The sequence below is a fragment of the Streptomyces sp. NPDC093252 genome (assembly GCF_040683675.1).
Taxonomy (GTDB): Bacteria; Actinomycetota; Actinomycetes; order Streptomycetales; family Streptomycetaceae; genus Streptomyces.
In genome coordinates this window covers 578,392-600,315 of sequence record NZ_JBFBEM010000003.1, presented here as the reverse complement: position 1 = coordinate 600,315, position 21,924 = coordinate 578,392, and the positions used below count along the sequence as shown (strand labels likewise).

Genomic DNA, 21,924 nt, shown 5'->3' with positions numbered 1-21,924 from the left:
CAGTCGCCTACCGGACGATGGTGATCCGGTCGGCCGCCGGCGGGGCCAGGGGGCTGGTCGCCGAGCTGTTGGCGGTCAGGTACTGCTCCAGCGCGGTGAGGTCGTCGGCGCCGACCAGGTCGCCGGTGCCCAGGGCCAGCGTCGGGAAGCCGTCGCCGCCGCCCGCGAGGAAGCTGTTGGAGGCGACGCGGTAGGTGGCCGCCGGGTCGATGGCGGCACCGTTCAGCCGGATCGAGTCGGTGACGACCCGGTCCGCCCCGGCCTTGGTCAGATCCAGGGTGTAGGTCAGCCCGGCCGACGGCTGGAGGATCTTCGGGGAGGCCGTGTTGGCGCCGCTGACCTGCTCCTTGAGCACCTGGACGAGCTGGGCGCCGGTCAGGTTCTGGAGGTTGACGGTGTTGGCGAACGGCTGGACCGTGAAGCCCTCCGCGTAGGTCACCACCCCGTCGCCCTCGCCCGCCTTGGCCGCGTAGGTCAGGGGGGCGCGGATGCCGCCGGGGTTCATCAGGGCGACGTCGGTCTCCGGGTCCAGGGCCTTGCCGTGGGCCAACTGGGCGTCGGCGATGAGGTCGCCGAGGGGGGACTCGGTGCCGGAGTTGTTGATGTCGGCGGAGATATGGCCGATGGCGCGGTTGCCGATCGGGGCGGCCAGCGCGTTCCACTTGCCGATCAGGGCCGTCATGTCCGGCGCCTTCTCGACATCGCGGCTGACCACATGGTTCGCGGAGGTGACCGCCGTCCGGGCGATGTCGCCGGTGGCGCGGTCGTAGGTCAGCGTGGTGTCGGTGTAGAGGCGGCCGAAGGAGGAGGCCGAGGTGACCGTGCGGGGGTTGCCGGCCGGGTCGGGGATGGTGCAGACGTAGGCGGCGTGGGTGTGGCCGGTGACGACCGCGTCGACCTGCGGGGTGATGTTCTTGGCGATGTCGACGATCGGGCCGGAGACACCGTCGCCCGCGCCCGGCGAGTCACAGTTGTAGTTGTAGGACCCGGAGGCCGGGAAGCCGCCCTCGTGGATCAGCGCGACGATGGACTTGACGCCCTGGCGCTGGAGTTCCTTCGCGTACTTGTTGATCGTCTCGACCTCGTCCTTGAAGACCAGGCCCTTGACGCCCTCGGCGGAGACGATGTCGGGGGTGGCCTCCAGGGTGACGCCGATGAAACCGACCTTCACCCCGTTCTGCTTCCACACCCAGTAGGGCTTGAGGATCGGCTTGTTCCTCTTCTCGTCGAGGACGTTCGCGGCGAGATAGGGGAAGTCGGCGCCCTGGAACCTCTTGTCGGTGTAGCAGCCCGCGGTGGGGTGGCAGCCGCCGTTCTGGAGCCTGCTCAGCTCCTTCGCCCCCTCGTCGAACTCGTGGTTGCCGACGGAGGAGACATCGAGGTCGAGCTTGTTCAGCGCCTCGATGGTGGGCTCGTCGTGGAAGAGCCCGGAGATGAGCGGGGACGCGCCGACCATGTCACCGCCGGCCGCGGTGATGGAGTACTTCTGCCCCTCGCGCGCCTCGCGCAGATGCGTGGCCAGGTACTCGACGCCGCCCGCGTCGACGGTCTTCGTGGTGCCGTCGGGCTGGACCTCGGTGACCCGCCCGGAGGAGCCGGCCGGGGGCTCCAGGTTGCCGTGCAGATCGTTGAAGGACAGCAACTGCACGTCCTGGTAGCGGCCCGGCTGGTGGCGCCGGTCCTCCCCGGCGCTCGCGGTACCGGGCAGCGCCGCCGCGGCGAGCGCCCCCGCCGTGGTCAGCCCCGCGACGGCGGCGAGGACCCGGGTTCTACGACGCCTGCCGCGGCGTTCGTCCTGGCTGTTGAGTGGCATGCGCCCCCCTGTGGGTGCTGTGGGTGCTGTGGAGATACTGACTGGCTGAATCGCCCCCGTCCGGGCCGCAGCCTAGGGTCAACGCGCGTAGCGCGACAGGGGGTATGGGGTTACTTCTTGGTTTCCCCTCGCTGGATTCCCCGCTCGACGGCTCACCGCCGCACCCTCCGCGGGCCCCGTACCCTCGTAGTCATGACCAGCGACGACAGCGCACGCCAGGGGCAGCAGGGACAGGCCCGGACCATCGAGACCCATGCCGTGCTCGCCCCGGAGCGGGTCGAGGCCGTCCTCGACCTCCTCGCCGAGGCCGCGCGCCACGACGGCCAGCAGGCGGTGTCGGAGCAGGGCCGCCTCCAACTGCGCGGCGGGCGGCGCACGGGCGTCTCCCACCTCCTCCTCACCGCCGGCGACGACCTGGTCGGCTACGCCCAGTTGGAGGACACCGACCCGGTGGAGGCCCCGGCCGCCGAACTGGTCGTCCACCCCGCCCACCGGGGCCGGGGCCACGGCCGCGCGCTCGGCGCCGCCCTGCTCGCCGCCTCCGGCAAGCGCCTGCGCGTCTGGGCGCACGGCGGCCACGCGGCGGCCCGGCATCTCGCCCAGGTCCTGGGCCTGACCCTGTTCCGCGAACTGCGTCAGATGCGCCGCCCCCTGACGGACCTCGACCTCCCAGACCCGGCCCTGCCCCCGGGCGTCGCCGTCCGTGCCTTCGTCCCCGGCGCGGACGACACGGCCTGGCTGGCGGTCAACGCCGCGGCCTTCGCCCACCACCCCGAGCAGGGCTCCCTCACCCAGCGCGACCTGGACGACCGCAAGGCCGAGCCCTGGTTCGACCCGGCGGGCTTCTTCCTCGCCGAGCGCACCGCGGACGGCACGGTCATCGGCTTCCACTGGACGAAGGTCCACGCCGAGGAACAACTCGGTGAGGTGTACGTCGTCGGCGTCGCCCCCGACGCCCAGGGCGGCGGCCTCGGCAGGTCCCTCACCACGATCGGCCTGCGCCACCTGGCCGCCCAGGGCATCCCGACGGCGATGCTCTACGTCGACGCCGACAACAAGGCGGCGGTGACGGTCTACGAACGGCTGGGGTTCACGACGTACGAGACGGATCTGATGTACCGGACGGAGACGTGAGCGGGAGGGCGGCGGGCTCGATCCACACCGCGAGGCACCGGAACTCGCCCGCCGGTCCGCCCGGTTCGCTGTAGCGCCGCCAGCCCAGGGAGTAGGTGCCGCGCAGCACCCGGGTGTTGGCCGGGTGGTCGCCACCGCCCCAGAGCAGGGTGCCGCTCAGCTCACGGCCCTGGTGGATGCGGAACTCCTCGTCCCGGGTGGGCTTGCCGCGCTGCCGGGGGAGCCACAGGGACGCCTCGTTGGTGAGGAGCAGGGCGAGCCCGTTCTGCTCCGTCGGTGAGGGGGAGGGTGTGGCCATCGCGCCATTGAAGCCGACGCGAGCCGCTCCCGTCAGCGGAACGCGGAACGGGGAACGCGGATCACCGGTCACCCCATGCCGACCGCCCCGTCCTGCCCCGCCCCCGGCGGAGCGCTACCCGCACCCGCAGGAACGCCGCTGCACCAACCGCGACGGGAACACCTTCACCCGCTCCCGGCGCGACCCCGCCACCCGCAGCCCGTCGTCCAGGACCAGGTCGACCGCCGCGCGGGCCATGCCGGAGCGGTCGGAGGCGACCGTGGTCAGGGGCGGGTCGGCGAGGGCCGCTTCCTTGATGTCGTCGAACCCGGCCACCCCGAGTTCGCCGGGGACGTCGATGCGGAGTTCGCGGGCCGCGCGCAGCAGGCCGATGGCCTGGTCGTCGGTGGAGCAGAAGACGGCCGGGGGGCGGTCCGGGCCGGAGAGGATGTCCAGGCCGATGCGGTAGGCGTCGTACCGGTTGTAGGGGGCCTCGAAGAGGCGGCCCTCGGTCGGCAGACCGGCGTCCTGCATGGCCTGGCGCCAGCCCTCGACATGGTCGGAGACCGGGTCGCCGACCGCCGGGGTGTCGGCGGTGCCGCCCACGCAGGCCACGTAGTCGTAGCCGTGCTCCAGCAAATGTGCGACGGCGGAGCGGGCGCCGGTCACATCGTCCAGGACCACCGCCACGTCGTCGATCGCCTCGGGGCGCTCATGGAGGAGGACCACCCGGGCGTCCCAGGCGTCGATCTCGGCGGCGGCGTTGTCGTTGAGGGCGTGGCTGACCAGGATCAGACCCGAGACCCGCATGCCGAGGAAGGCGCGGAGGTAGTGCACCTCGCGTTCGCCGACGTAGTCGGAGTTGCCGACCAGCACCATCTTCCCGCGCTCGGAGGCCGCCTGCTCCACCGCGTGCGCCATCTCCGCGAAGAAGGGCTGGCGCGCGTCCGGCACGATCAGACCTATGAGATCGGTACGCCGGGACGCCATGGCCTGTGCCACCCGGTCCGGGCGGTAGCCCAGTTCCTTGATGGCGGCGAGCACGCGTTCGCGCGTGGCCGGGGCGACCGGCCGGGGTCCGTTGTTGATGACGTAGCTGACGACGGCTGTGGACGTTCCCGCCAGCCGCGCCACATCATCTCTTGTCACCTTGGCCACGCGCGGAGTCTACGCGGATGGACCCGCCGTGGGCAGGGCATGAGCGGGTCCGGCTGTGCGCGCTCTGTGCGGGCGCAACGGGGCGGGCGCGACGGTCCGGGCGGGGTGCGGGGGCCGGGGGAGTGCCCGGCCCCGTTCCTCATGCCTCCGCGGGGACCTCGACGGCCGCCACCTCGGGCGACTTGTCCGTGATCTCCCCATGTGCTGCCGGGGACTCCGGCTTCGGGCGGGCCGCCTTCGCCTTCGCCTCGTCGGCCGCCCGCTCCACCTTCTCCGGGGTAACGAATCGATAACCGACGTTCCGGACGGTCCCGATCAGCGACTCGTGCTCGACGCCGAGCTTGGCGCGCAGCCGCCGTACGTGCACATCCACGGTCCGGGTGCCGCCGAAGTAGTCGTAGCCCCAGACCTCCTGGAGGAGCTGGGCGCGGGTGAAGACCCGGCCGGGGTGCTGGGCCAGGTACTTCAGCAGCTCGAACTCCTTGAAGGTCAGGTCCAGGACCCGGCCCTTGAGCTTGGCGCTGTAGGTGGCCTCGTCGACCGAGAGGTCGCCGTTGCGGATCTCCATCGGGGAGTCGTCGCTGACGAGCTGCTGGCGGCCGGTGGCCAGCCGCAGCCGCGCCTCGACCTCGGCCGGGCCGGCCGTGTCGAGCAGGACGTCGTCGATGCCCCAGTCCGCGGTCACCGCGGCGAGGCCGCCCTCGGTCACCACCAGGATCAGCGGACAGCCGGGGCCGGTCGAGCGGAGCAACTGACAGAGGCTGCGGACCTGCGGGAGGTCACGGCGGCCGTCGATCAGGATCACGTCGGCACCCGGGGTGTCGACAAGGGCGGGGCCCTCGGCGGGAGCCACCCGCACGTTGTGCAGCAGCAGGCCGAGCGCGGGGAGCACCTCCGTCGACGGCTGGAGGGCGTTGGTCAGGAGCAGCAGAGAACTCATACGTCTGGTTCCTCCTCGGTCCCTGCGAGGACGTGAGCGGTGCGTCACTGCGGTGCGTCGCTGCGCTGCGATCCCGTCGGCCCCGTACACAACCGCGGTCACCGCCCGTCATCTGGCGTTTTCCGCTTCGTATACAACGCGTTCGAAAGCACAAAAGGACCCGGGGGCTTCACTGCCCGAGTCCTCTGCCCAGCAGAATACCCACATGAGCAACGGTCCGGCAGGTCCTGTGGGCCGATCCACGCCCCTGCGTCCGCAGTGTGAGACGGCCCAGACGGCCAGCTCAGCGCCCCTGCGGACGTTTTTGCAGACCGCGGACGGTGTCCGGGTCGACGCCGTATACGAGAGGGGTCACGTTGTATACGACACCTTGACGCCACCCGCCGGCCGGCTCGCGTTCGTCGTCGCGCACGGCTTCACCGGCACCGCCGACAAGCCCCATGTCCGCCGGATCGCCACCGCCCTCGGCCGGTACGGCGCGGTCGTCACCTTCTCCTTCCGCGGCCACGGCGCCTCCGGCGGGCGCTCGACCGTCGGCGACCGCGAGGTGCTCGATCTGGCGGCGGCGGTCGACTGGGCCCGCGCGCGGGGGCACGACCGGGTGGTGACCGTCGGCTTCTCCATGGGCGGCTCGGTCGTCCTGCGCCATGCCGCCCTGCACCCCGGCGCCACCGCGGCGGTCGTCGCGGTCAGCGCCCCCGCCCGCTGGTACTACCGGGGCACCGCCCCCATGCGCCGCGTCCACTGGCTGATCACCCGGCCGGAGGGGCGCCTCGTCGGCCGGTACGGGCTGCGCACCCGGATCCAGAACGGCGGCTGGGACCCCGTACCGCTCTCCCCGGTCGAGGCCGTCCCCCTGATCGCGCCGACCCCGCTGCTGATCGTGCACGGCGACCGCGACGGGTACTTCCCCGTCGACCACCCCCGGATGCTGGCCACCGCCGCCGGTGACCACGGTGAACTCTGGCTGGAACCCGGCATGGGCCACGCCGAGCACGCCGCCGGTGACGGCCTCCTCGCCCGCATCGGGGACTGGGCGGCCGGCCGGGCGGGCTAGCCTTGGCCTGTTCACCCGCCGCACCGATCCGACCGGGATCCGGACGGGCGCCCACGAGGGACGAGCAGAGGGACCAGATGGCACAGGTCACGGTGCGCTACTGGGCCGCCGCGAAGGCCGCCGCCGGTATCGCCGAGGAGCCGTTCGACGCGGCCGACCTCGCCGGTGTGCTCGCCGCCGTGCGCGAGCGGCACCCCGGGGAGCTGACCCGGGTCCTGCTGCGCTGTTCCTTCCTCGTCGACGGCGACCCCGTCGGGACCCGCGCGCATGAGACGGTACGGCTGGCCGAGGGCGGCACGGTCGAGGTGCTCCCGCCGTTCGCAGGAGGATGACGGATGAGCTACCAGCCGTACGACACCCATGGCACCCATGGCACCAGCGACACCAGCGACACCAACGCCGGTGACAGCGCCGGGGGTCAGGGGCGGCAGCCCCAGTACCAGCAGTACCCGCAGCAGCAACAGCAGTACCAGCAGCCACATCAGCAGCAGCACTACCAACAGCCGTACCCGCAGCAACAGCAACAGCAACAGCCGCAGTACCAGCAGGCGTACGACCCCTCCTGGCAGCAGCCGCACGCCCCGCAGCCCGGCCACGGCGGTGACCCCTACGCCGATCAGCAGCACACCCAGCAGTGGCAGGGCCAGACCTGGGAGACCCAGCTCCAGGCCCCGGTGAACGCCGCCGAGCAGACCGCGTATCTGCCGCCGCAGGACTATCAGGCCCCCCGCCCGGCCCCCGCCGCGCCCGCCGCCCCTGCCCGGAAGCCGACCCCCTCTCCGACCCCCGCTCCGTCCCCCACCCCCGGCCCCTCCTACGGCCCCGCCACCCTCGCCGGGAACTCCCGGGTCACCGACGCCCAGCGGGCCCGCCTCGAAGGGCGGTCGCCGGTCATCGAACCCGGGGGACAGCCCGCCGCGCTGACCGCGCTGCTCGGCGCGCTGCTCGCCGCCGCCGCGCCCCTCGGGCCGTACGCGCTGGTCGTGCCGCTGGTCGCGCTCCAGGCCGTCACCGCCGCCGGGTGGTTCCGGCTGAACGGGATGTGGCCCGCCCGGCAGGGCATCGCGCTGGCGTTCGCCGGGGCGCTCACCGCGGACGCGGTGCTGCTCGGCGTCGGACGCGACCAGGGGGCCGCCGCGATCCTCGGCACCCTCGGGGTGTGGGTGCTGCTCACCCTCGTCCTCCAGCTCCGCTCGCACGCCGACCCGGACGAGCGGATGTACGGGCTGATGGCGACGGTGGTGTCCGCCGCGCTGGCGATCGTGGCGACCGGCTATCTGGCAGCCGAGCCCGAGGCGGTGAGCGTCGGGGCCGCCGCGGTGGCCGTGGCGCTGCTCGCGCGGGCGCTGCCGCTGCCGACGCCCGCCTCCGTGGTGGTGGCGCTGCTGGCCGCCGCCGGGGCCGGGATCGCGGTGGGCGGCATGACCGACGTGGGCGCCGGGGGCGGGGCGCTGCTCGGGGCCGGGGCCGCCGGGTGCGCGCTGATCGGGCACCGGGTGGCGAGCTACGACTATCCGTCCCGGTTCGTGCACTTCACCGCCGGGGTGGCGCTGCCGCTGGCCGCCGCGGCGCCGGTGGTGTGGGTGCTGGGACGGGCCGTGGTCTGACCCCGGGGTCCCGGGGTCCCGGAGTCCCGGGGTCCCGGAGCCCCGGGGTCCCGGAGCCCCGGAGTCCCGGAGTCCCGGCGGCTCGTCCCTTGTCACAGCTAATCGACAAACCCCGGGCGGGTCCGCCCGCCGGGGTTACGGTGACTGGCGTCCGTGAAGTCCGCCGAGGTGGGGAACATGCGAGCGCTGCGAATACTTCTGATCGCCGTGGTGATCCTGGGCGGTCTGTTCGTCGGGGCCGACCGGCTGGCGGTGTACTTCGCCGAGGACGAGGCCGCGGGCCGGCTCCAGACCACCGAGTCCCTCGCGCGGAAGCCGGACGTGTCCATCAAGGGCTTCCCGTTCCTGACCCAGCTCGTCGGCGGGACGCTGGACGACATCGAGGTCGGCATCGACACCTACCAGGTCCCGGCCGGTGGCGAGGAGCAGATCCGGATCGACGATCTGCGGGCGAACATGAAGGGCGTCGAGTTCTCCGGCGGCTTCAGCTCCGCCACCGCCGCCTCCGCGACCGGCACCGCGACCATCGCGTACGACGAACTGCTGAAGGCGGCCCGGTCCGAGCCCACCGAGGTGGCTCCCGGGGTCACCGCGCGGGTGGTCGGCCTGTCCGACGGCGGCAACGGGAAGATCGAGGTCACTGTGGAGGTCGAGGCGCCGGTGATCGGGACGCGGGAGCTGCCCGTGCTCAGCACGGTGAGCGTCGAGGGCGACAAGGTCGAGGTGCGCACCGACTCGCTGCCGGAACTCGCGGGCATCGATCTGGCCGAGGGCGCGATCCGCGAGATCACCGACTTCCAGACGGTCATCGACAACCTCCCGGGCGGTATCGGGCTGGACAGGGTGCAGGCCGCGGCGGATGGTGTGGAGATCTCGGTGAAGGGTTCGGACGTACGGCTGGCCGGGTAGGCCGTGGGGCGGCAGCCTGTGGGATGGCGGCAGGCGCTCGGCTCAGGAGTCGGTCTGCGTCCGAGGGATGAGACGTAGATGTCCGGCCCGTAGATAGGCGGGCCGCCGCCCTTCCCGCCGGGGTCCCCGGGCCCCGCCGGGCCGGGCCCCTCGCGCATCTGTTCCCACATCGCGGACGATCGCGTCTCACCATCCGACACACCGGTGACATGCCCGCCCGTCCGTCCTTACGATCGACCGCATGAAGCGACAGGCGGATCTCACCAAGCGGCGGGCAGTGGACCTGTGCCGCGTTGCCGCCATGCTCTGTCGCCCCTTCTGATCAGGCGGAAGCCCCGCGTCCCGCGCTCGGCCTCCCGCCTTCCCGCACCGCCCTGATCTGGGCACCCGTGCGCCGCCCCAGCGCGACCGCACGCATCGCATCGCACCGCGCACGTTCCGTACGCCCCGCCGCAACTGCCCCGGAGGAGAAAGAGCATGAGCCGCAGCGACGTCCTGGTAGACGCCGACTGGCTTCAGGAGCACGTCGACGACCCGTCCATCGTCATCGTGGAGGTCGACGAGGACACCTCCGCGTACGACAAGAACCACATCAAGAACGCGATCCGGATCGACTGGACCAAGGACCTCCAGGACCCGGTCCGCCGCGACTTCATCGACCAGGCGGGCTTCGAGGCCCTGCTGTCCGCCAAGGGCATCGCCAACGACCAGACGGTGATCCTCTACGGCGGCAACAACAACTGGTTCGCCTCCTATGCCTACTGGTACTTCAAGCTGTACGGCCACGACAGCGTCAAGCTGCTCGACGGCGGTCGCAAGAAGTGGGAGCTGGACGCCCGCGAGCTGGTCGACGGCACCGAGGTCCCGGCCCGCCCGGCGACCGAGTACGCGGCCAAGGCCCAGGACACCTCGATCCGCGCCTTCCGGGACGACGTGGTCGCCGCCATCGGCGCGCAGAACCTGGTCGACGTCCGCTCGCCCGACGAGTTCTCCGGCAAGCTGCTCGCCCCGGCCCATCTGCCGCAGGAGCAGTCCCAGCGCCCCGGCCACGTGCCGAGCGCCCGCAACATCCCGTGGTCGAAGAACGCCAACGACGACGGCACCTTCAAGTCGGACGACGAGCTGAAGGAGCTGTACGCCGACGAGCAGGTCGACCTCGCCAAGGACACCATCGCGTACTGCCGCATCGGTGAGCGCTCGGCCCTGACCTGGTTCGTGCTGCACGAGCTGCTGGGCGTCGAGAACGTCAAGAACTACGACGGTTCCTGGACCGAGTACGGCTCCCTGGTCGGCGTGCCGATCGAGCTGGGCGCCAACAAGTAAGTCAACAGACAAGCCCGACCTTCAAGACCTCTGGAGAGACAGCTATGTGTGGAGCGAAGGCCGGCGGCCCCGACGCCTCGACGATCAAGCCCGGTGAGACCACCATCCAGGGCCAGGTGACCCGGGACGGCGAGCCCGTCGTGGGTTACGTCCGGCTCCTGGACTCGACCGGTGAGTTCACCGCCGAGGTCCCCACGTCCGCGACCGGCCAGTTCCGGTTCTACGCGGCCGAGGGCACCTGGACCGTCCGCGCGCTGGTGCCCGGCGGCACCGCCGACCGCACGGTCGTCGCCCAGCAGGGCGGTCTCGCCGAGGTCGCCATCGCGGTCTGACGGCACCGATACGGCAGGAAGGGCCGCGTCCCACGGGTTGGACTCCCGGGACGCGGCCCTTCCGGCGTCCAGGGGGTGCGCGGACCGGCGCCTTCCGGCGCCCCCGGGCCTAAGCTAGTCATATGTACGCGCGTAGGCGTCATGTCTACTTCGCCATGATGGGCACGTGTATCGCGCTGTTCGTCCTGGCCTGGGCCGTCGTACGGCTCTGGTCGCTCCCGGCGGCGGTGGCGATGTGCGTGGTCGCCATGGTGATCCCGCCGCTCGCCGCGATCGTCGCCAACCGGCGGGGACCGGAGGACCGCTGGTGGGACGCCCCCTCCGGGGACCCCAAGTCCGACGAGTGGTGGGACGAACTGGACGGGAAGAAACCGCGCCGGTAGGGAGCCCGGTCCGTACCGCGGGTCCCGTCGGGACGGGTCAGTAGACCAGCGCCTGGGTGTCGTCCGCGAGGGCCTCCTGGACGAAGAGCTGCGCCCCGGCGATCCGGACGCCCTCGATCACCTCCCCCTCGGTGATGCCCCGCCGCGCCGCGCACTGGGTGCACAGGGTGAGCTTCCCGGCCCCGAGGACCGACTCGATCAGCTCGGGCAGCGGCGCGGCGTGCGGCAGCTCGAACTCGGCGGCCCGCCCCGGTACCGCGAACCAGGCCGACTCCCCGGTCAGCCACACCGACACCTCGACCCCGCTGGCCACGGCCACCGCGGCGACGGTGAACGCCTGCGAGCACCGCTCGGGGGCGTCGGCCCCGGCGGTCACCTTGATCACGAGCTTCTTCGCCATGCCCGCATCGTAGACAGCCCCGGCCGGGCGGTGCCGAATCGTGATCAACGGCGGGGCAACCGGAGATGTTTGCCGCGAGTCAGTCTGGGGGCGCGGGGCGGAATCCGTGCTTCATGTCTCTCGCTTCATGTCTCTGTGGGGGGACCCTTGGAAGTCTCGGGAAGACGCACGGGCGGACGCGGTGGCCGAGGCGCCCTGCTGATCGCCGCGGCCACCGCTCTGGGTGTGGTCGCGGGGGCCTGTGCCGGATACATCGTGCAGGCCGGGCGGGAGCCCACCCGGCTGCCGCCGCTGTCCCAGCCGTCGATCGACCGGGCCGAGGGGAAGGTGCCCGTCCTGTCGGCGGCCCGGGACCCCAAGCTGCGCACCGACGGTGACCTGCGCACACTGCTGGTGGACAAGCCGAAGGGGGCCAAGGAGTCGGACCGGCTGGAGGATGTGGACGGGTGGGAGGACGTTTCTGTCTACGCCTCCCGTTTCAGCGATCCCGGGAACATGTTCGCCCTGCTCGTCGAGAGCGAGTTCCGCCGCTCGGCGGTCATCGGCTGGGAGCAGGACTCCTTCCACGTCACCGTGCGGCTGGTGCAGTTCTGGAACGAGCAGACGCTGGCGTCGTCCAACTCGGTCAGCAACCACACCCGGTGGGCGGAGGAGGATCCCGACGTGGTCCGCCGGCCCATCCCCGGCACGGGCGAGGGCGCGGTCTACAACCACCCGGAGTCGGACGCCGCGCCGGGCTACCAGCCGGTGTACCTGGCCGAGGCGCACGCCTGGCGCGGGGACATCGCCATGGAGATCTGGGTGAACGGGGCGCGGGAGATCCCCGAGAAGCTGATCATGGACCTGGCCGAGCGACAGATGGAGCGGCTGTGAGCGGGGCGGGGCGGGGGCGGCGGATCGCCGTCGTGGCCGGGGCGTTGCTGGTCGCCGGGGCGGTCGTCGCCGGGGTCGGCGCGACGGTGATGACCGTACGGAACGCCGACACCGACCCGGGCCCACCGCGCTGGGCGTTTCCCAAGGCCACCGCCGAGAAGGCGCAGGAGCCGGTACGGGACGGGCTCGCCGGGATGCTGGTCCCCTATGGCGAGGGCGGCGGCTGGTACCGCGGACCGGACATCGCGCACTACGGCCATGATGTCGAGCTGAGCGGTGAACAGGCGGTGGCGCTGCACAAGGAGTCGCTGCGCACGCTGCCCCGCTCGGCGCGCCAGGAACTGGAGAAGGAGATCGACCGGCAGGGCAGCAAGGGGATCGCCCTGCGCAGCTACGTCCGGTCCGAGCCGGGGTTCTACGCCTACGACGAGGACGCGTTCACGGCGACCGTCATGCTGGAGCGCCGGTCGGACGCCGCCGCCGTCAAGGAGTCCGCTCGCCTCCAGCGCGAACTGATCGGCACGCTGACCGACGACGAGGGACCGGCGATCAAGGGGCACAAGGAGGCCGGGTGCTCCACGACGACCGGCGGGAAGGCGGCCGACGGGTCCGAGAGCCTGAGCATGGTCTTCTGCTCGGCCGCGGTCGGGGACGTCCTGGTGACGGTCATCGCCCACGGTCCCGGGTCCTTCGACCGGACCGGGGTGGCCGACCTCGTCAAGACCCAGCTCGACCGGATCGCGGAACCGGGGAAGGCAGTATGAGCAGCGTGACCAGCGAGACCGGCGTGACCGGCGAGACCGGCGAGACCAGCGGCATCGGCGTGACCGGCGTGACCGGCGACACCAGCCAGGAGGCGAGTACAGACGCCCTCGACACTGGCTCCGGGCCGGTGCCCCGGGAGCGGCGGGTGCTGCGGGCGGTGCTGCGGTGGACCGCCGCCGCCGTGGCGTTCGCGGCGGCCGGTTCGGCCACGGCGTACGGGATCACCGGGATGACCCGGACCGACGTACCGGGGCTGGCCACCGCCTCCGACGGGCGGTGGGACTACCCCGAGCTGACCCGCCCGCCGCTGCCGTCCGGCAGTCCCGAGCCGTTCGCCGAGGGCAACACCGCCGGGGCGCACCACGCCGATCTGCGCGCCCTGGTGCTGCCCGCCCCGGCCGGGGCGAGAGAGGACAAGGCGCTGCGCGGAGAGGACGGCTGGCTGGCGACCGGGGACTACCTCGCCGCGATCGAGGGGGAGGCGAACCGCGAGGAACTGGGGCAGAAGCTGACCGACACCGGCCTGCGGCACATCGCCGCGCGCGGCTGGACCACCCCGGACGGCACGCACACCCGGATCTACCTCCTCCGGTTCGGCACCGCGGAGGAGGTGGAGGTGGACATCGCGAACGAGGCCATCGCGTTCGTCCCGCCCACGTACCGGCTGGCCGGGGCGCACGACTCGGTCTACGACGAGAAGTTCCCGGCGGGGGGTGTGCCCGGGGTCAAGCGCGCCGCCTACGCCGAGCCCGAGCCCTACGGCGCCGAGCAGGTCCGGGAGGCGTATCTGGCCGCCGGGAACGTGTACGCGGTGATCGTGCAGTCGCGGGCGGGCGGGGTGGCGGACGTTCCCTTCCACCAGACCGTCGTCCTCCAGAGCCAGCTCCTGGGGTGAGGGGCCCGGGGGGTGCCGGACGGCGGGCCCCGGCGGGCGTACCTCACAGGGAGCGCCGGGGTCCGGCCGCGTAAGCTGGGGCGCGGCCCCGTGCATGGCGTATCCGCTCACCAAGGAGCAATTCCGTGATCATCTTCTTCGAAGTCCTGCTGGCCCTGGTCTGTGTCGGGGTGCTCGCGTTCACCGGGCTCGCCGTGAAGAAGCTGTACCAGGGTCAGCGCTGACCCGCCCGCCGCCCGGCCGACCCCTCCCGAGGAACCACCGCTCATGATCGAGATCCCGTCCGACCTCCACAAGGACCTCGTCCCGCTCGCCTTCCTGCTCGGCACCTGGGCCGGCGCGGGCGTGCACGACTTCCCCGGCTCCGAGAAGTGCAACTTCGGGCAGGAGGTCACCTTCACCCACGACGGCCGGGACTTCCTGGAGTACCGGTCGCACACCTGGGTGCTGGACAACGACGGCAACAAGGTGCGCCCGCTGGAGACCGAGCACGGCTTCTGGCGGATCGAGGACACCCGCAAGGTCGAGGTCACCATGACCCGCGACGACGGTGTCATCGAGATCTGGTACGGCGAGCTGGCCCACCAGAAGCCGCAGATCGACCTGGTCACGGACGCCGTGGCCCGCACGGCGGCGTCCCGCCCGTACACCGGGGGCAAGCGGCTGTACGGGTATGTCAAGAGCGATCTGATGTGGGTCGGCGAGAAGCAGACCCCGGAGGTCGCGCTGCGCCCGTACATGTCGGCGCATCTGAAGAAGGTCGTCTCGCCGGAGGACGTGGAGCGCTGGGCGAAGGCGCTGCCGGGTGACCTGCCGGACGACGGGATCGCCTTCTTCAAGTAGTTCTAGACTCGTGGTGTGGTGAGCACCGACTGGAAGAGCGATCTGCGGCAGCGCGGCTACCGGCTGACCCCGCAGCGGCAACTCGTGCTCGAAGCCGTGGACACCCTGGAGCACGCGACCCCCGACGACATTCTGGGCGAGGTCCGGAAGACCGCCTCGGGGGTCAATATCTCCACGGTGTACCGCACGCTGGAGCTGCTGGAGGAACTCGGGCTGGTCAGCCACGCCCACCTCGGGCACGGGGCGCCGACGTACCATCTGGCTGACCGGCACCACCATCTGCATCTGGTGTGCCGGGACTGCACGACGGTGATCGAGGCGGAGGTGGGGGTCGCCGCCGACTTCACCGCGAAACTGCGCGAGCAGTTCGGTTTCGACACCGATATGAAGCACTTCGCGATCTTCGGCCGCTGCCGGGACTGCACACTCAAGGCGGCCTCGACCACCGAACCCGCCGAATCCACGGAAGCCGCCGGGGCCGCTGAGGCCGCTGAGGCCGCTGAGGCCGCTGAGGCCGCTGAGGCCGCTGAGGCCGCTGAGGCCGTCGGATCCGTGGAAACCGCCCAAACTACCGACTCGTAGCGTTGGCCGTACGCTTGAGCGTATGAAGAGCCCTTTGCTGAGCCTGCCCGGCGCCGTTCCCGCCGAGGGTGTGGACGAAGGCGTCGCCGCGCACTACGGCGACCTCTTCCGCGAGCAGCGCGCCCTCGCCGACGGCACCGGATTCGTGGACCTCTCCCACCGGGGGGTCATCGCCGTCACCGGCGACGACCGGCTGAGCTGGCTGCATCTGCTGCTCACCCAGCACGTCAGCGATCTGCCCGCCGGTGAGGCCACCGAGGCACTGGTGCTGTCCGCCAACGGCCATATCGAGCACGCGCTGTATCTGGTCGACGACGGTACGACGGTCTGGGCCCATGTCGAGCCGGGCACCCAGGGCGCGCTGATCGCCTACCTGGAGTCGATGAAGTTTTTCTACCGCGTCGAGGTCGAGGACCGCACCGAGAGCCACGCGGTGGTGTACCTGCCCGCCGGGTCGATCGTGGCGGCGGACGGGGCGGTGGTCCGGGAGACGCCGTACGGGCGGGATCTGTTCCTGCCCCGGGAGCGGCTGGAGGAGTTCGCGGCGGCGGCCGGCCCGGCGGCGGGGCTGCTGGCGTACGAGGCGCTGCGGGTCGAGCGGCACCGGCCGCGGCTCGGCTTCGAGACCGACCACCGGACGATTCCGCACGAGCTGGGCTGGATCGGCTCCGCGGTGCACCTCCAGAAGGGGTGCTACCGGGGGCAGGAGACGGTGGCCCGGGTGCAGAACCTGGGGAAGCCGCCGCGCCGCCTGGTCTTCCTCCACCTCGACGGCAGCGAGGTGCATCTGCCCGCGCCGGGCACCGAACTGCGGGTCGCGGAGGCGGCCGGGGAGCCGGAGGGGCGGAAGATCGGGTTCATCACCACCTCCGCCCGCCACCACGAGCTGGGGCCGGTGGCGCTGGCGCTGGTGAAGCGGAATGTGCCGGTGGACGCTCCGCTGCTGGCGGGGGACACGGCGGCGGCGCAGGAGGTCGTGGTCGCGCCGTAGCGGCCTGGGGATACGCCGGGGAGTACGCCCGGGGGTACGCCGGGCCGGATGTCAGATCTCCAGCAGCACCGTGAACGGGCCGTCGTTCGTCAGGGACACCCGCATCCCCGCCCCGAACCGGCCCGTCTCCACCGTCGCCCCCAGCGCGCGGAGCTGCCGGACGACCTCCTCCACCAGGGGCTCGGCGACCGGGCCCGGGGCCGCCGCGTTCCAGGTGGGGCGGCGGCCCTTGCGCGCGTCGCCGTACAGCGTGAACTGGCTGATCACCAGCAGGGGCGCCGCCACATCGCTGCACGACTTCTCGTCGCCGAGGATCCGCAGCGTCCACAGCTTGCGGGCCAGCCGCGCCGCCTGCTCGGCGGTGTCCTCATGGGTCACCCCGACCAGGACGCACAGACCCTCGCCCCGGATCTCGCCCACCGTCTCGCCGTCCACGACGACACTCGCGCCGTCCACCCGCTGCACCACCGCTCGCATACGACCATCATGCCGGGTGCGGATCACGCTCCCGACAACCCCCCATCTGGGGCCGATCGGGGGCACTCGGTCACATAGCGGCCACTCGGGGTGGCACGATGCTTGCCACACGCCGGTCGAGGGGACGGGTTGAGGCACATGAGCACACCGAGCACCGGGCAGCCGCCCGGCCCAGTTCCACGCCCACCCGCGGCCCGCCCACCCGGCCCGGTCCCGCCCGCCCACGCGGCCCGCCCACCAGGCCCGGTCTCGGCGACCCACGCGGCCCGCCCGCCCGGTCCCGCCCCGGTCCCGCACGTGGTCGCCCCGCCCGCCCAGCGCACCGGCGGCGCCCCGCTCCCGCCGCTCCCGTCGGCCCCGCTCCCGCCCGCCCCGGCCGAGCCCGATCTGACCGAGCCCGATCTGACCGTCCTGAGCCTGCCCGAACTGCGCACCCTGCGCCGGGACGCCCAGCGCGACGAGGCGGACCTGAGCTATGTCCGCCGGCTGCTCCAGGGCCGTATCGACATCCTCCGCGCCGAACTCGCCCGGCGCGGCACCGCCTCCCCGGTGGCGCCGGGTGAGGCGTCCGTGGTCGAGCGGCTCCCGGAGATCCTCACCGACGCACCCGCCCGGCAGCGCTCGTCCGCCCGCCATGTCACCCTGGGCACCCCGCAGAGCGAGGAGTACCGGCGGCTGGCCGCAGAGATGCTGGCCGAGGTCGAACTGTCCGCGCTGGACGCCCGTACCGATCCGGAACTCACCTCGGCCATGGGCCGTCTGGTCCGCTACGAACAGCAGGTCTCCCGGCGCCGCCAGACCCTCCAGCGGACCACCGACGAGTGCAGCGCGGAGATCGCCCGCCGCTACCGCGACGGCGAGGCCCAGGTGGACGATCTGCTGGTGTAGGGGGAGCGGCCCCGGTGGGCCGGGGGTCGGGTCGCCGGGGTTGCCCGGGCCCGGGGGTACCGGGAGCGCCGCCCCGGGGTTGTCGGCGAGCGGGTGGGGAGCTGCCGGTGGATCGGGGGGTGCCGGGGAGCCGTCGATGGGCCGGCGGGGGTATCGGAGACGTGCAGGTCGGCCGGGGGTTCGCCGCCGGGGCCGGGACAAAACCCGGTGACCGCGCCCGCGCCCGCCCTCTACCGTGGGCCCATGACCCCCAGCGACGACATCACCGTCCGTCCGATCGCCCGTGCCGAGGTCGCGGAGTGGAGCCGCGCGCTGAACACCGGGTTTCTGCGCACCCCGACGGTGTCCGAGGCGGAGGCCGCGGACCGGGGGTCGTACGTGGACCCGGACCGTACCCTCGGCGCCTTCGACGGCGGGCGGTGTGTGGCGACCTTCCGGTCCTTCCCGCAGCGGCTCACCGCGGTCGGCGGACGGACCGTCGCCGCCGACGCCATCTCCAACGTCACCGTCAGCCCCACCCATCGCCGCCGGGGCATCCTGACCCGGATGATGCGCCACGACCTGGCCGCCGCCCGGGAGCGCGGCGAGATCGTCGCCACCCTCATCGCCGCCGAGTACCCGATCTACGGGCGGTACGGCTTCGGCCCGGCCGTCACCACCGCGCACTGGACCGTCGACGTGGCCCGCTCCGGGCTCGACCGGCGGCGCCCGGTGCCGTCGCCGTCCGACGGCGGGCGGATCGACCTGGTCGACGGCGAGGACCTCCGCAAGCTGGGCCCCGAACTGCACGAGCGGCTGAGCCGCGTCCGGCACGGCGTCATCAACCGCGACGAACGCTGGTGGAATGTGGCGACCGGTGCCGTCCTGCTGGAACGGGCGCCCTGGACCGAGCCCTTCTACGCCGTGTACCGCTCGGCGGGCGGCGAGGTCGAGGGGTACGTCGCCTACACCGCCGACGATGTCTGGGGGGAGCGCAAGCAGCCGCAGGACACGGCGACCGTGCGGGACCTGATCGCCCTCACCCCGGCCGCCGAGCGCGCCCTGTGGCACTACCTCTGCTCGATCGACTGGATCACCGCCGTCAAGTCCGGCAACCGCGCCCCCGACGATCTGCTCCCCGACCTCCTGCCCGACCCGCGCGCCGCCCTGCTCACCAGTCACGCCGACTGGCTCTGGGTGCGGATCCTGGACGTCGTCCGGGCCCTGGAGGCGCGGACCTACGGCGGCGAGGGCACGCTGGTGCTCGATCTCGCCGACGCGTCCGGGCTGGGCGGCGCCGGGCGGTACCGGCTGGAGGCGTCCCCGGACGGGGCGTCCTGCGCGCCGACCACCGAGAGCGCCGATCTCGCCCTGGACCTCGGCACGCTGGGCGCGCTGTGGCTCGGCGACGGCTCGGCGGTGCGGCTGGCCGCGCTCGGCCGGGTCCGGGAAGAACGAGCGGGCGCCGCCCGGAAGGCCGACGCCCTGCTGCGTACGTCCAGGCGGCCTTGGTGCCCGGACATTTTCTGAGACCTCCTCTCCCCCCCCGGTCCCCCTGGGGTCTCCTCCCGGGGACTCCTCCTGGGATCTCCTCCCGGGGACGATGGGGCTCACTGAATTCAATGGCTGACTGACTCACGCATCCGTAGCGTGCTGGTGCTGTTCGGTTGTGGCTGTGCGGATTCGGTTGTGGCTGAGCTGTATGGAGTTGTGGCTGTGCCGTGACCTGCGGTGTTTTCAGTTGTGGCTGTCCGCGCCGTGCTGTGCCTGCGACTGGCCGGACTCCCGGCTCCCCTCCGGATGAGAGCCCGGTCAGCCGGACTGCCGGCTTCTGATGGCCAACCTCCTGGGAGTCTGACCATGTTGTGGAAGTTGGTGACCAACTTCTCTGTAGTTATCTCCGCTTGGATCGTCTCATAACCACCTCCTCTTGAACTGTCTGAAGATGGCGGGAAGTTGTACTGTTTTGGTTGTGGACGCGGAACACGCCTCCGTCACTGGGGGGAACCGGCCTCTGCGGTCCCCTCGGCCCCCGGGGCCCCATCCGACACACCGCGAGGTCGCCGAGGTGCTGCGCGCCCGGATCAGGTCCGGGGAGCTGCGGCCGGGCCAGCGCATGCCCACCCAGGCCCGGTTGGCGGCGGAGTTCGGCGTCGAGCGCGGGGCCGTCCGGCAGGCGCTGCGGCTGCTCCAGGCGGAGCGGCTGCTGACCAATGTCTCCAAGGGCAGCCCGGCGACCGTGGCCCCGGACCCGGGTCGGCTGCCGAGCGGCCCGTCGGCCGCGCCGCTGCCCACGACGGTGGCGCTGGCGCCGAGGATCGCGGAGGCGTTCGCGGTGCCGCATGTGGAGATCGACGCGCTCTGCCTGACCTCCATCTCGCTGACCCTGGCGATCGGCGAGCCGCTGCGCCGGATCCACGCCGGGGAGCTGAAACCGGCCAAGGTCGATGTGCGGGTGCTGCTGCCCTCGCGCGATATCGACCTGGCCTTTCCGCGCCGGGTGGATCAGCGGGGGGAGGACGATCCGGTGCACCGCGGCTGGCTGGCGCAGCGCAACGCGCAGGGGCAGGTGCTGCGGCACAATCTGCTGGCGCTGCGCGCGACGCACGGGATCGAGGTGGGCGTCTCGTTCCGGGCCCTGCCCTTCACCCCGCCGGTGAAGCTGTATCTGCTCAACGGGCGGGAGGCGCTCTTCGCGTACTACACGCTGACGCGGCGCGAGGAGGAGGTCGGGCAGGAGCAGTTGGAGATGTACGACGCCGAGGGCACCCGGTCGATGCTGTTCGCCTTCGACCGGGAGGACGACCGGCGGGACGCGACGTTCGTGGAGCAGTCGGGCGTGTGGTTCGACGCGTTGTGGGAGACGATCAGCTCCGATCTGCTGCTGACGACCTGAGCCGAGCCGACCGGCTCCCGGGGCGGCTCCCGGGGCGGGCTCCGGAGGCGGGACCGCCGCCGGTCACATCGCCGGGCCGGTGACCAGCAGGGCGAGCAGCACCGCGCCGGCCGAGGTGATGGCCGGGCTCTTGGCCTTGAGGCCGATGCTGAGCAGCAGCAGCCCGACGATGCCCGTGGCGCCGTATTTCCACTGGACCAACTGCTGCAACCCGATGACGAAGACGGCGGAGAGGAGGGCGAGGACTGGCATGGTGATCCCCCTTCGGGCAGCCGGGGCGGCGGGTCGGGCACGGGGCGGGAAGGTGCGAGAAAGTCCGGGGAAGGCACAGGAGAGGGGAAAGGTGGGGAAGGTGGGGAAAGCGGGAAAGGTGCGGGAGGATGCGGGACGGCGGGAGGCAAAGCTTCCGCCAACTCCATCAAGTTGGTAACCAACTCTGCAATGGTTGTCCCCACTTGGCAGTGAGTCATAAACAACTTTCCTGCAACTCCCACCATCCATCCCCGAGTTGTACCGTTTGGTCGTGACCCAGGAGAACGTGGCAGTGAACGGCAGCAGAAGGCGTACCGCCCAGGAGATCGCCGGCATCCTGCGCGAGCGCATCCAGCGCGGTGTGCTGAAGGCCGGTGACCGGCTGCCCACCCAGGCCGAACTCGCCGACGAGTTCGGTGTGGAGCGCGGCACGATCCGCCAGGCGCTGCGCGCCCTCCAGGACGACGGTCTGCTCACCCATGTCAGCAAGGGCAGCCCGCCCCGGATCGCCCGCCCGGAGTCCCCCGGTGACGAACCCCGGCCGACGGCCGTCGGGCTGGCCCCGAGGCTGATGGAGGCGTTCACCGCGCCACAGGTCAGGATCGACGCGGTCTGCCTCACCGCCGAGACCCTGATCCTCGCCCTGGGCGAGCCGCTCCGCCGGATCCACGCGGGCGAACTGCGCCCGGAATCCATCGACGTACGGCTGCTGCTGCCGTCCCGCCACATCGACCTGGCGTTTCCGGCGCCGGTCACCGGGGACGACGAGTCCGTGCACCGGCAGTGGCTCGCCCAGCGCAACGCGCAGGGGCATGTCCTGCGGCACAATCTGCGCTCCCTGCGCGGCTCGCACGGCATCGACGTCACCGTCCGCTTCCGCGCCCTGCCCTTCACCCCGCCCCTGAAACTGTTCCTCTTCAACGAGGCCGAGGCACTGCTCTCCTACTACACGATCACCCGGCGCGAGGCGGCCACCGACAGCGGGACCCTGGAGCTGTACGACACCGTCGGCCCCGACGCGGTCCTCTTCTCCTTCCTGGCACGGACGGGCCAGCGGGACACGGCGTTCGTCGCCGAGTCCCAGAAATGGTTCGACGCCCTCTGGGAAACCATCACCACAGATCTGACCCTCGGCTGACCCGGGCCCCAG

At 72.1% G+C, this 21,924-nt stretch carries 26 protein-coding genes; 19 read left to right on the top strand and 7 right to left on the bottom strand.

Features of this window, described 5'->3' with window-relative positions:
- Positions 1-7: 7 nt before the first annotated feature.
- Positions 8-1,813, bottom strand: a complete 1,806-nt coding sequence (locus AB0O01_RS08740) for a bifunctional metallophosphatase/5'-nucleotidase (RefSeq protein ID WP_365311735.1) — start codon at positions 1,811-1,813, stop codon at positions 8-10.
- A 192-nt stretch (positions 1,814-2,005) separates the two neighbouring features.
- On the opposite strand from AB0O01_RS08740, the gene mshD reads away from it, so the two are divergent.
- Positions 2,006-2,947 (top strand): mycothiol synthase, encoded by a 942-nt coding sequence (gene mshD, locus AB0O01_RS08735; protein ID WP_365311734.1) that lies wholly within the window; start codon positions 2,006-2,008, stop codon positions 2,945-2,947.
- Here the strand turns inward: mshD and AB0O01_RS08730 are convergent.
- From AB0O01_RS08730 to AB0O01_RS08720, 3 genes are all read right to left on the bottom strand, one after another.
- The gene (locus AB0O01_RS08730) at positions 2,904-3,245 is read right to left on the bottom strand and encodes a hypothetical protein (RefSeq protein WP_365311733.1); all 342 of its coding nucleotides are present in this window, start codon (positions 3,243-3,245) and stop codon (positions 2,904-2,906) included. The two genes, mshD and AB0O01_RS08730, sit on opposite strands and share 44 nt — an antisense overlap.
- Before the next feature lie 114 nt (positions 3,246-3,359).
- Positions 3,360-4,382: a LacI family DNA-binding transcriptional regulator gene (locus AB0O01_RS08725; RefSeq protein WP_365311732.1), complete on the bottom strand. Its 1,023-nt coding sequence runs from the start codon at positions 4,380-4,382 to the stop codon at positions 3,360-3,362.
- 139 nt (positions 4,383-4,521) lie between these two features.
- Positions 4,522-5,322 carry a response regulator transcription factor gene (locus tag AB0O01_RS08720; RefSeq protein ID WP_365311731.1) on the bottom strand — a complete coding sequence of 267 codons (801 nt, stop codon included), beginning with the start codon at positions 5,320-5,322 and terminating at the stop codon, positions 4,522-4,524.
- Positions 5,323-5,527: 205 nt separating this feature from the next.
- Between AB0O01_RS08720 and AB0O01_RS08715 the strand changes: the two genes are divergently transcribed.
- From AB0O01_RS08715 to AB0O01_RS08680, 8 genes are all read left to right on the top strand, one after another.
- Positions 5,528-6,379, top strand: a complete 852-nt coding sequence (locus AB0O01_RS08715; RefSeq protein ID WP_365311730.1) for an alpha/beta fold hydrolase — start codon at positions 5,528-5,530, stop codon at positions 6,377-6,379.
- Between the two features lie 77 nt (positions 6,380-6,456).
- Positions 6,457-6,711 carry a MoaD/ThiS family protein gene (locus AB0O01_RS08710; protein WP_365311729.1) on the top strand — a complete coding sequence of 85 codons (255 nt, stop codon included), beginning with the start codon at positions 6,457-6,459 and terminating at the stop codon, positions 6,709-6,711.
- A 3-nt stretch (positions 6,712-6,714) separates the two neighbouring features.
- Positions 6,715-7,986: a hypothetical protein gene (locus tag AB0O01_RS08705; RefSeq protein ID WP_365311728.1), complete on the top strand. Its 1,272-nt coding sequence runs from the start codon at positions 6,715-6,717 to the stop codon at positions 7,984-7,986.
- A 177-nt stretch (positions 7,987-8,163) separates the two neighbouring features.
- The gene (locus tag AB0O01_RS08700; protein WP_365311727.1) at positions 8,164-8,895 is read left to right on the top strand and encodes a DUF2993 domain-containing protein; all 732 of its coding nucleotides are present in this window, start codon (positions 8,164-8,166) and stop codon (positions 8,893-8,895) included.
- Positions 8,896-9,136: 241 nt separating this feature from the next.
- Positions 9,137-9,217: an Ms5788A family Cys-rich leader peptide gene (locus AB0O01_RS08695; protein WP_350751515.1), complete on the top strand. Its 81-nt coding sequence runs from the start codon at positions 9,137-9,139 to the stop codon at positions 9,215-9,217.
- A 155-nt stretch (positions 9,218-9,372) separates the two neighbouring features.
- Entirely contained in the window at positions 9,373-10,218 is an 846-nt protein-coding gene (locus tag AB0O01_RS08690) for a sulfurtransferase (RefSeq protein WP_365311726.1), read from the top strand.
- 44 nt (positions 10,219-10,262) lie between these two features.
- Complete coding sequence (locus AB0O01_RS08685; protein WP_007382995.1) at positions 10,263-10,550, top strand: DUF1416 domain-containing protein; 288 nt, start codon at positions 10,263-10,265, stop codon at positions 10,548-10,550.
- Positions 10,551-10,672: 122 nt separating this feature from the next.
- Positions 10,673-10,933: a DUF3099 domain-containing protein gene (locus tag AB0O01_RS08680; protein WP_365311725.1), complete on the top strand. Its 261-nt coding sequence runs from the start codon at positions 10,673-10,675 to the stop codon at positions 10,931-10,933.
- A 37-nt stretch (positions 10,934-10,970) separates the two neighbouring features.
- On the opposite strand, the gene AB0O01_RS08675 is transcribed toward AB0O01_RS08680, so the two are convergent.
- On the bottom strand, positions 10,971-11,333 hold the full coding sequence (locus tag AB0O01_RS08675) for a DsrE family protein (protein ID WP_365311724.1): 363 nt from the start codon (positions 11,331-11,333) through the stop codon (positions 10,971-10,973).
- A 147-nt stretch (positions 11,334-11,480) separates the two neighbouring features.
- On the opposite strand from AB0O01_RS08675, the gene AB0O01_RS08670 reads away from it, so the two are divergent.
- From AB0O01_RS08670 to AB0O01_RS08645, 6 genes are all read left to right on the top strand, one after another.
- Positions 11,481-12,206, top strand: a complete 726-nt coding sequence (locus AB0O01_RS08670) for a hypothetical protein (protein ID WP_365311723.1) — start codon at positions 11,481-11,483, stop codon at positions 12,204-12,206.
- Positions 12,203-12,970 (top strand): hypothetical protein, encoded by a 768-nt coding sequence (locus tag AB0O01_RS08665; protein ID WP_365311722.1) that lies wholly within the window; start codon positions 12,203-12,205, stop codon positions 12,968-12,970. The genes AB0O01_RS08670 and AB0O01_RS08665 overlap by 4 nt, the downstream gene beginning before the upstream one ends.
- Complete coding sequence (locus tag AB0O01_RS08660; RefSeq protein WP_365311721.1) at positions 12,967-13,866, top strand: hypothetical protein; 900 nt, start codon at positions 12,967-12,969, stop codon at positions 13,864-13,866. The genes AB0O01_RS08665 and AB0O01_RS08660 overlap by 4 nt, the downstream gene beginning before the upstream one ends.
- Before the next feature lie 267 nt (positions 13,867-14,133).
- A complete protein-coding gene (locus tag AB0O01_RS08655) occupies positions 14,134-14,709 on the top strand; it encodes an FABP family protein (protein WP_365311720.1) in 576 nt (191 codons plus the stop codon).
- A gap of 15 nt (positions 14,710-14,724) precedes the next feature.
- Positions 14,725-15,291, top strand: a complete 567-nt coding sequence (locus AB0O01_RS08650) for a transcriptional repressor (protein ID WP_365311719.1) — start codon at positions 14,725-14,727, stop codon at positions 15,289-15,291.
- Positions 15,292-15,313: 22 nt separating this feature from the next.
- On the top strand, positions 15,314-16,282 hold the full coding sequence (locus tag AB0O01_RS08645; protein WP_365311718.1) for a folate-binding protein: 969 nt from the start codon (positions 15,314-15,316) through the stop codon (positions 16,280-16,282).
- Between the two features lie 51 nt (positions 16,283-16,333).
- Here the strand turns inward: AB0O01_RS08645 and dtd are convergent, their stop codons facing one another.
- The gene (gene dtd, locus AB0O01_RS08640) at positions 16,334-16,759 is read right to left on the bottom strand and encodes a D-aminoacyl-tRNA deacylase (RefSeq protein ID WP_365311717.1); all 426 of its coding nucleotides are present in this window, start codon (positions 16,757-16,759) and stop codon (positions 16,334-16,336) included.
- A gap of 138 nt (positions 16,760-16,897) precedes the next feature.
- Here dtd and AB0O01_RS08635 point away from each other — a divergent pair, with 138 nt between their 5' ends.
- The 3 genes from AB0O01_RS08635 to AB0O01_RS08625 all read left to right on the top strand — a co-directional run bounded on the left by AB0O01_RS08635 (position 16,898) and on the right by AB0O01_RS08625 (position 20,522).
- Positions 16,898-17,647 (top strand): aerial mycelium formation protein, encoded by a 750-nt coding sequence (locus AB0O01_RS08635; protein WP_365311716.1) that lies wholly within the window; start codon positions 16,898-16,900, stop codon positions 17,645-17,647.
- A 243-nt stretch (positions 17,648-17,890) separates the two neighbouring features.
- On the top strand, positions 17,891-19,156 hold the full coding sequence (locus AB0O01_RS08630; RefSeq protein WP_365311715.1) for a GNAT family N-acetyltransferase: 1,266 nt from the start codon (positions 17,891-17,893) through the stop codon (positions 19,154-19,156).
- A 436-nt stretch (positions 19,157-19,592) separates the two neighbouring features.
- A complete protein-coding gene (locus AB0O01_RS08625) occupies positions 19,593-20,522 on the top strand; it encodes a winged helix-turn-helix domain-containing protein (protein WP_365311803.1) in 930 nt (309 codons plus the stop codon).
- A gap of 63 nt (positions 20,523-20,585) precedes the next feature.
- Here AB0O01_RS08625 and AB0O01_RS08620 read toward each other — a convergent pair whose 3' ends face one another.
- Positions 20,586-20,774, bottom strand: coding sequence for a hypothetical protein (locus AB0O01_RS08620; RefSeq protein ID WP_365311714.1), 189 nt, complete (start codon positions 20,772-20,774; stop codon positions 20,586-20,588).
- A gap of 265 nt (positions 20,775-21,039) precedes the next feature.
- On the opposite strand from AB0O01_RS08620, the gene AB0O01_RS08615 reads away from it, so the two are divergent.
- Positions 21,040-21,912, top strand: coding sequence for a GntR family transcriptional regulator (locus AB0O01_RS08615; protein WP_365311802.1), 873 nt, complete (start codon positions 21,040-21,042; stop codon positions 21,910-21,912).
- Positions 21,913-21,924 lie beyond the last annotated feature (12 nt).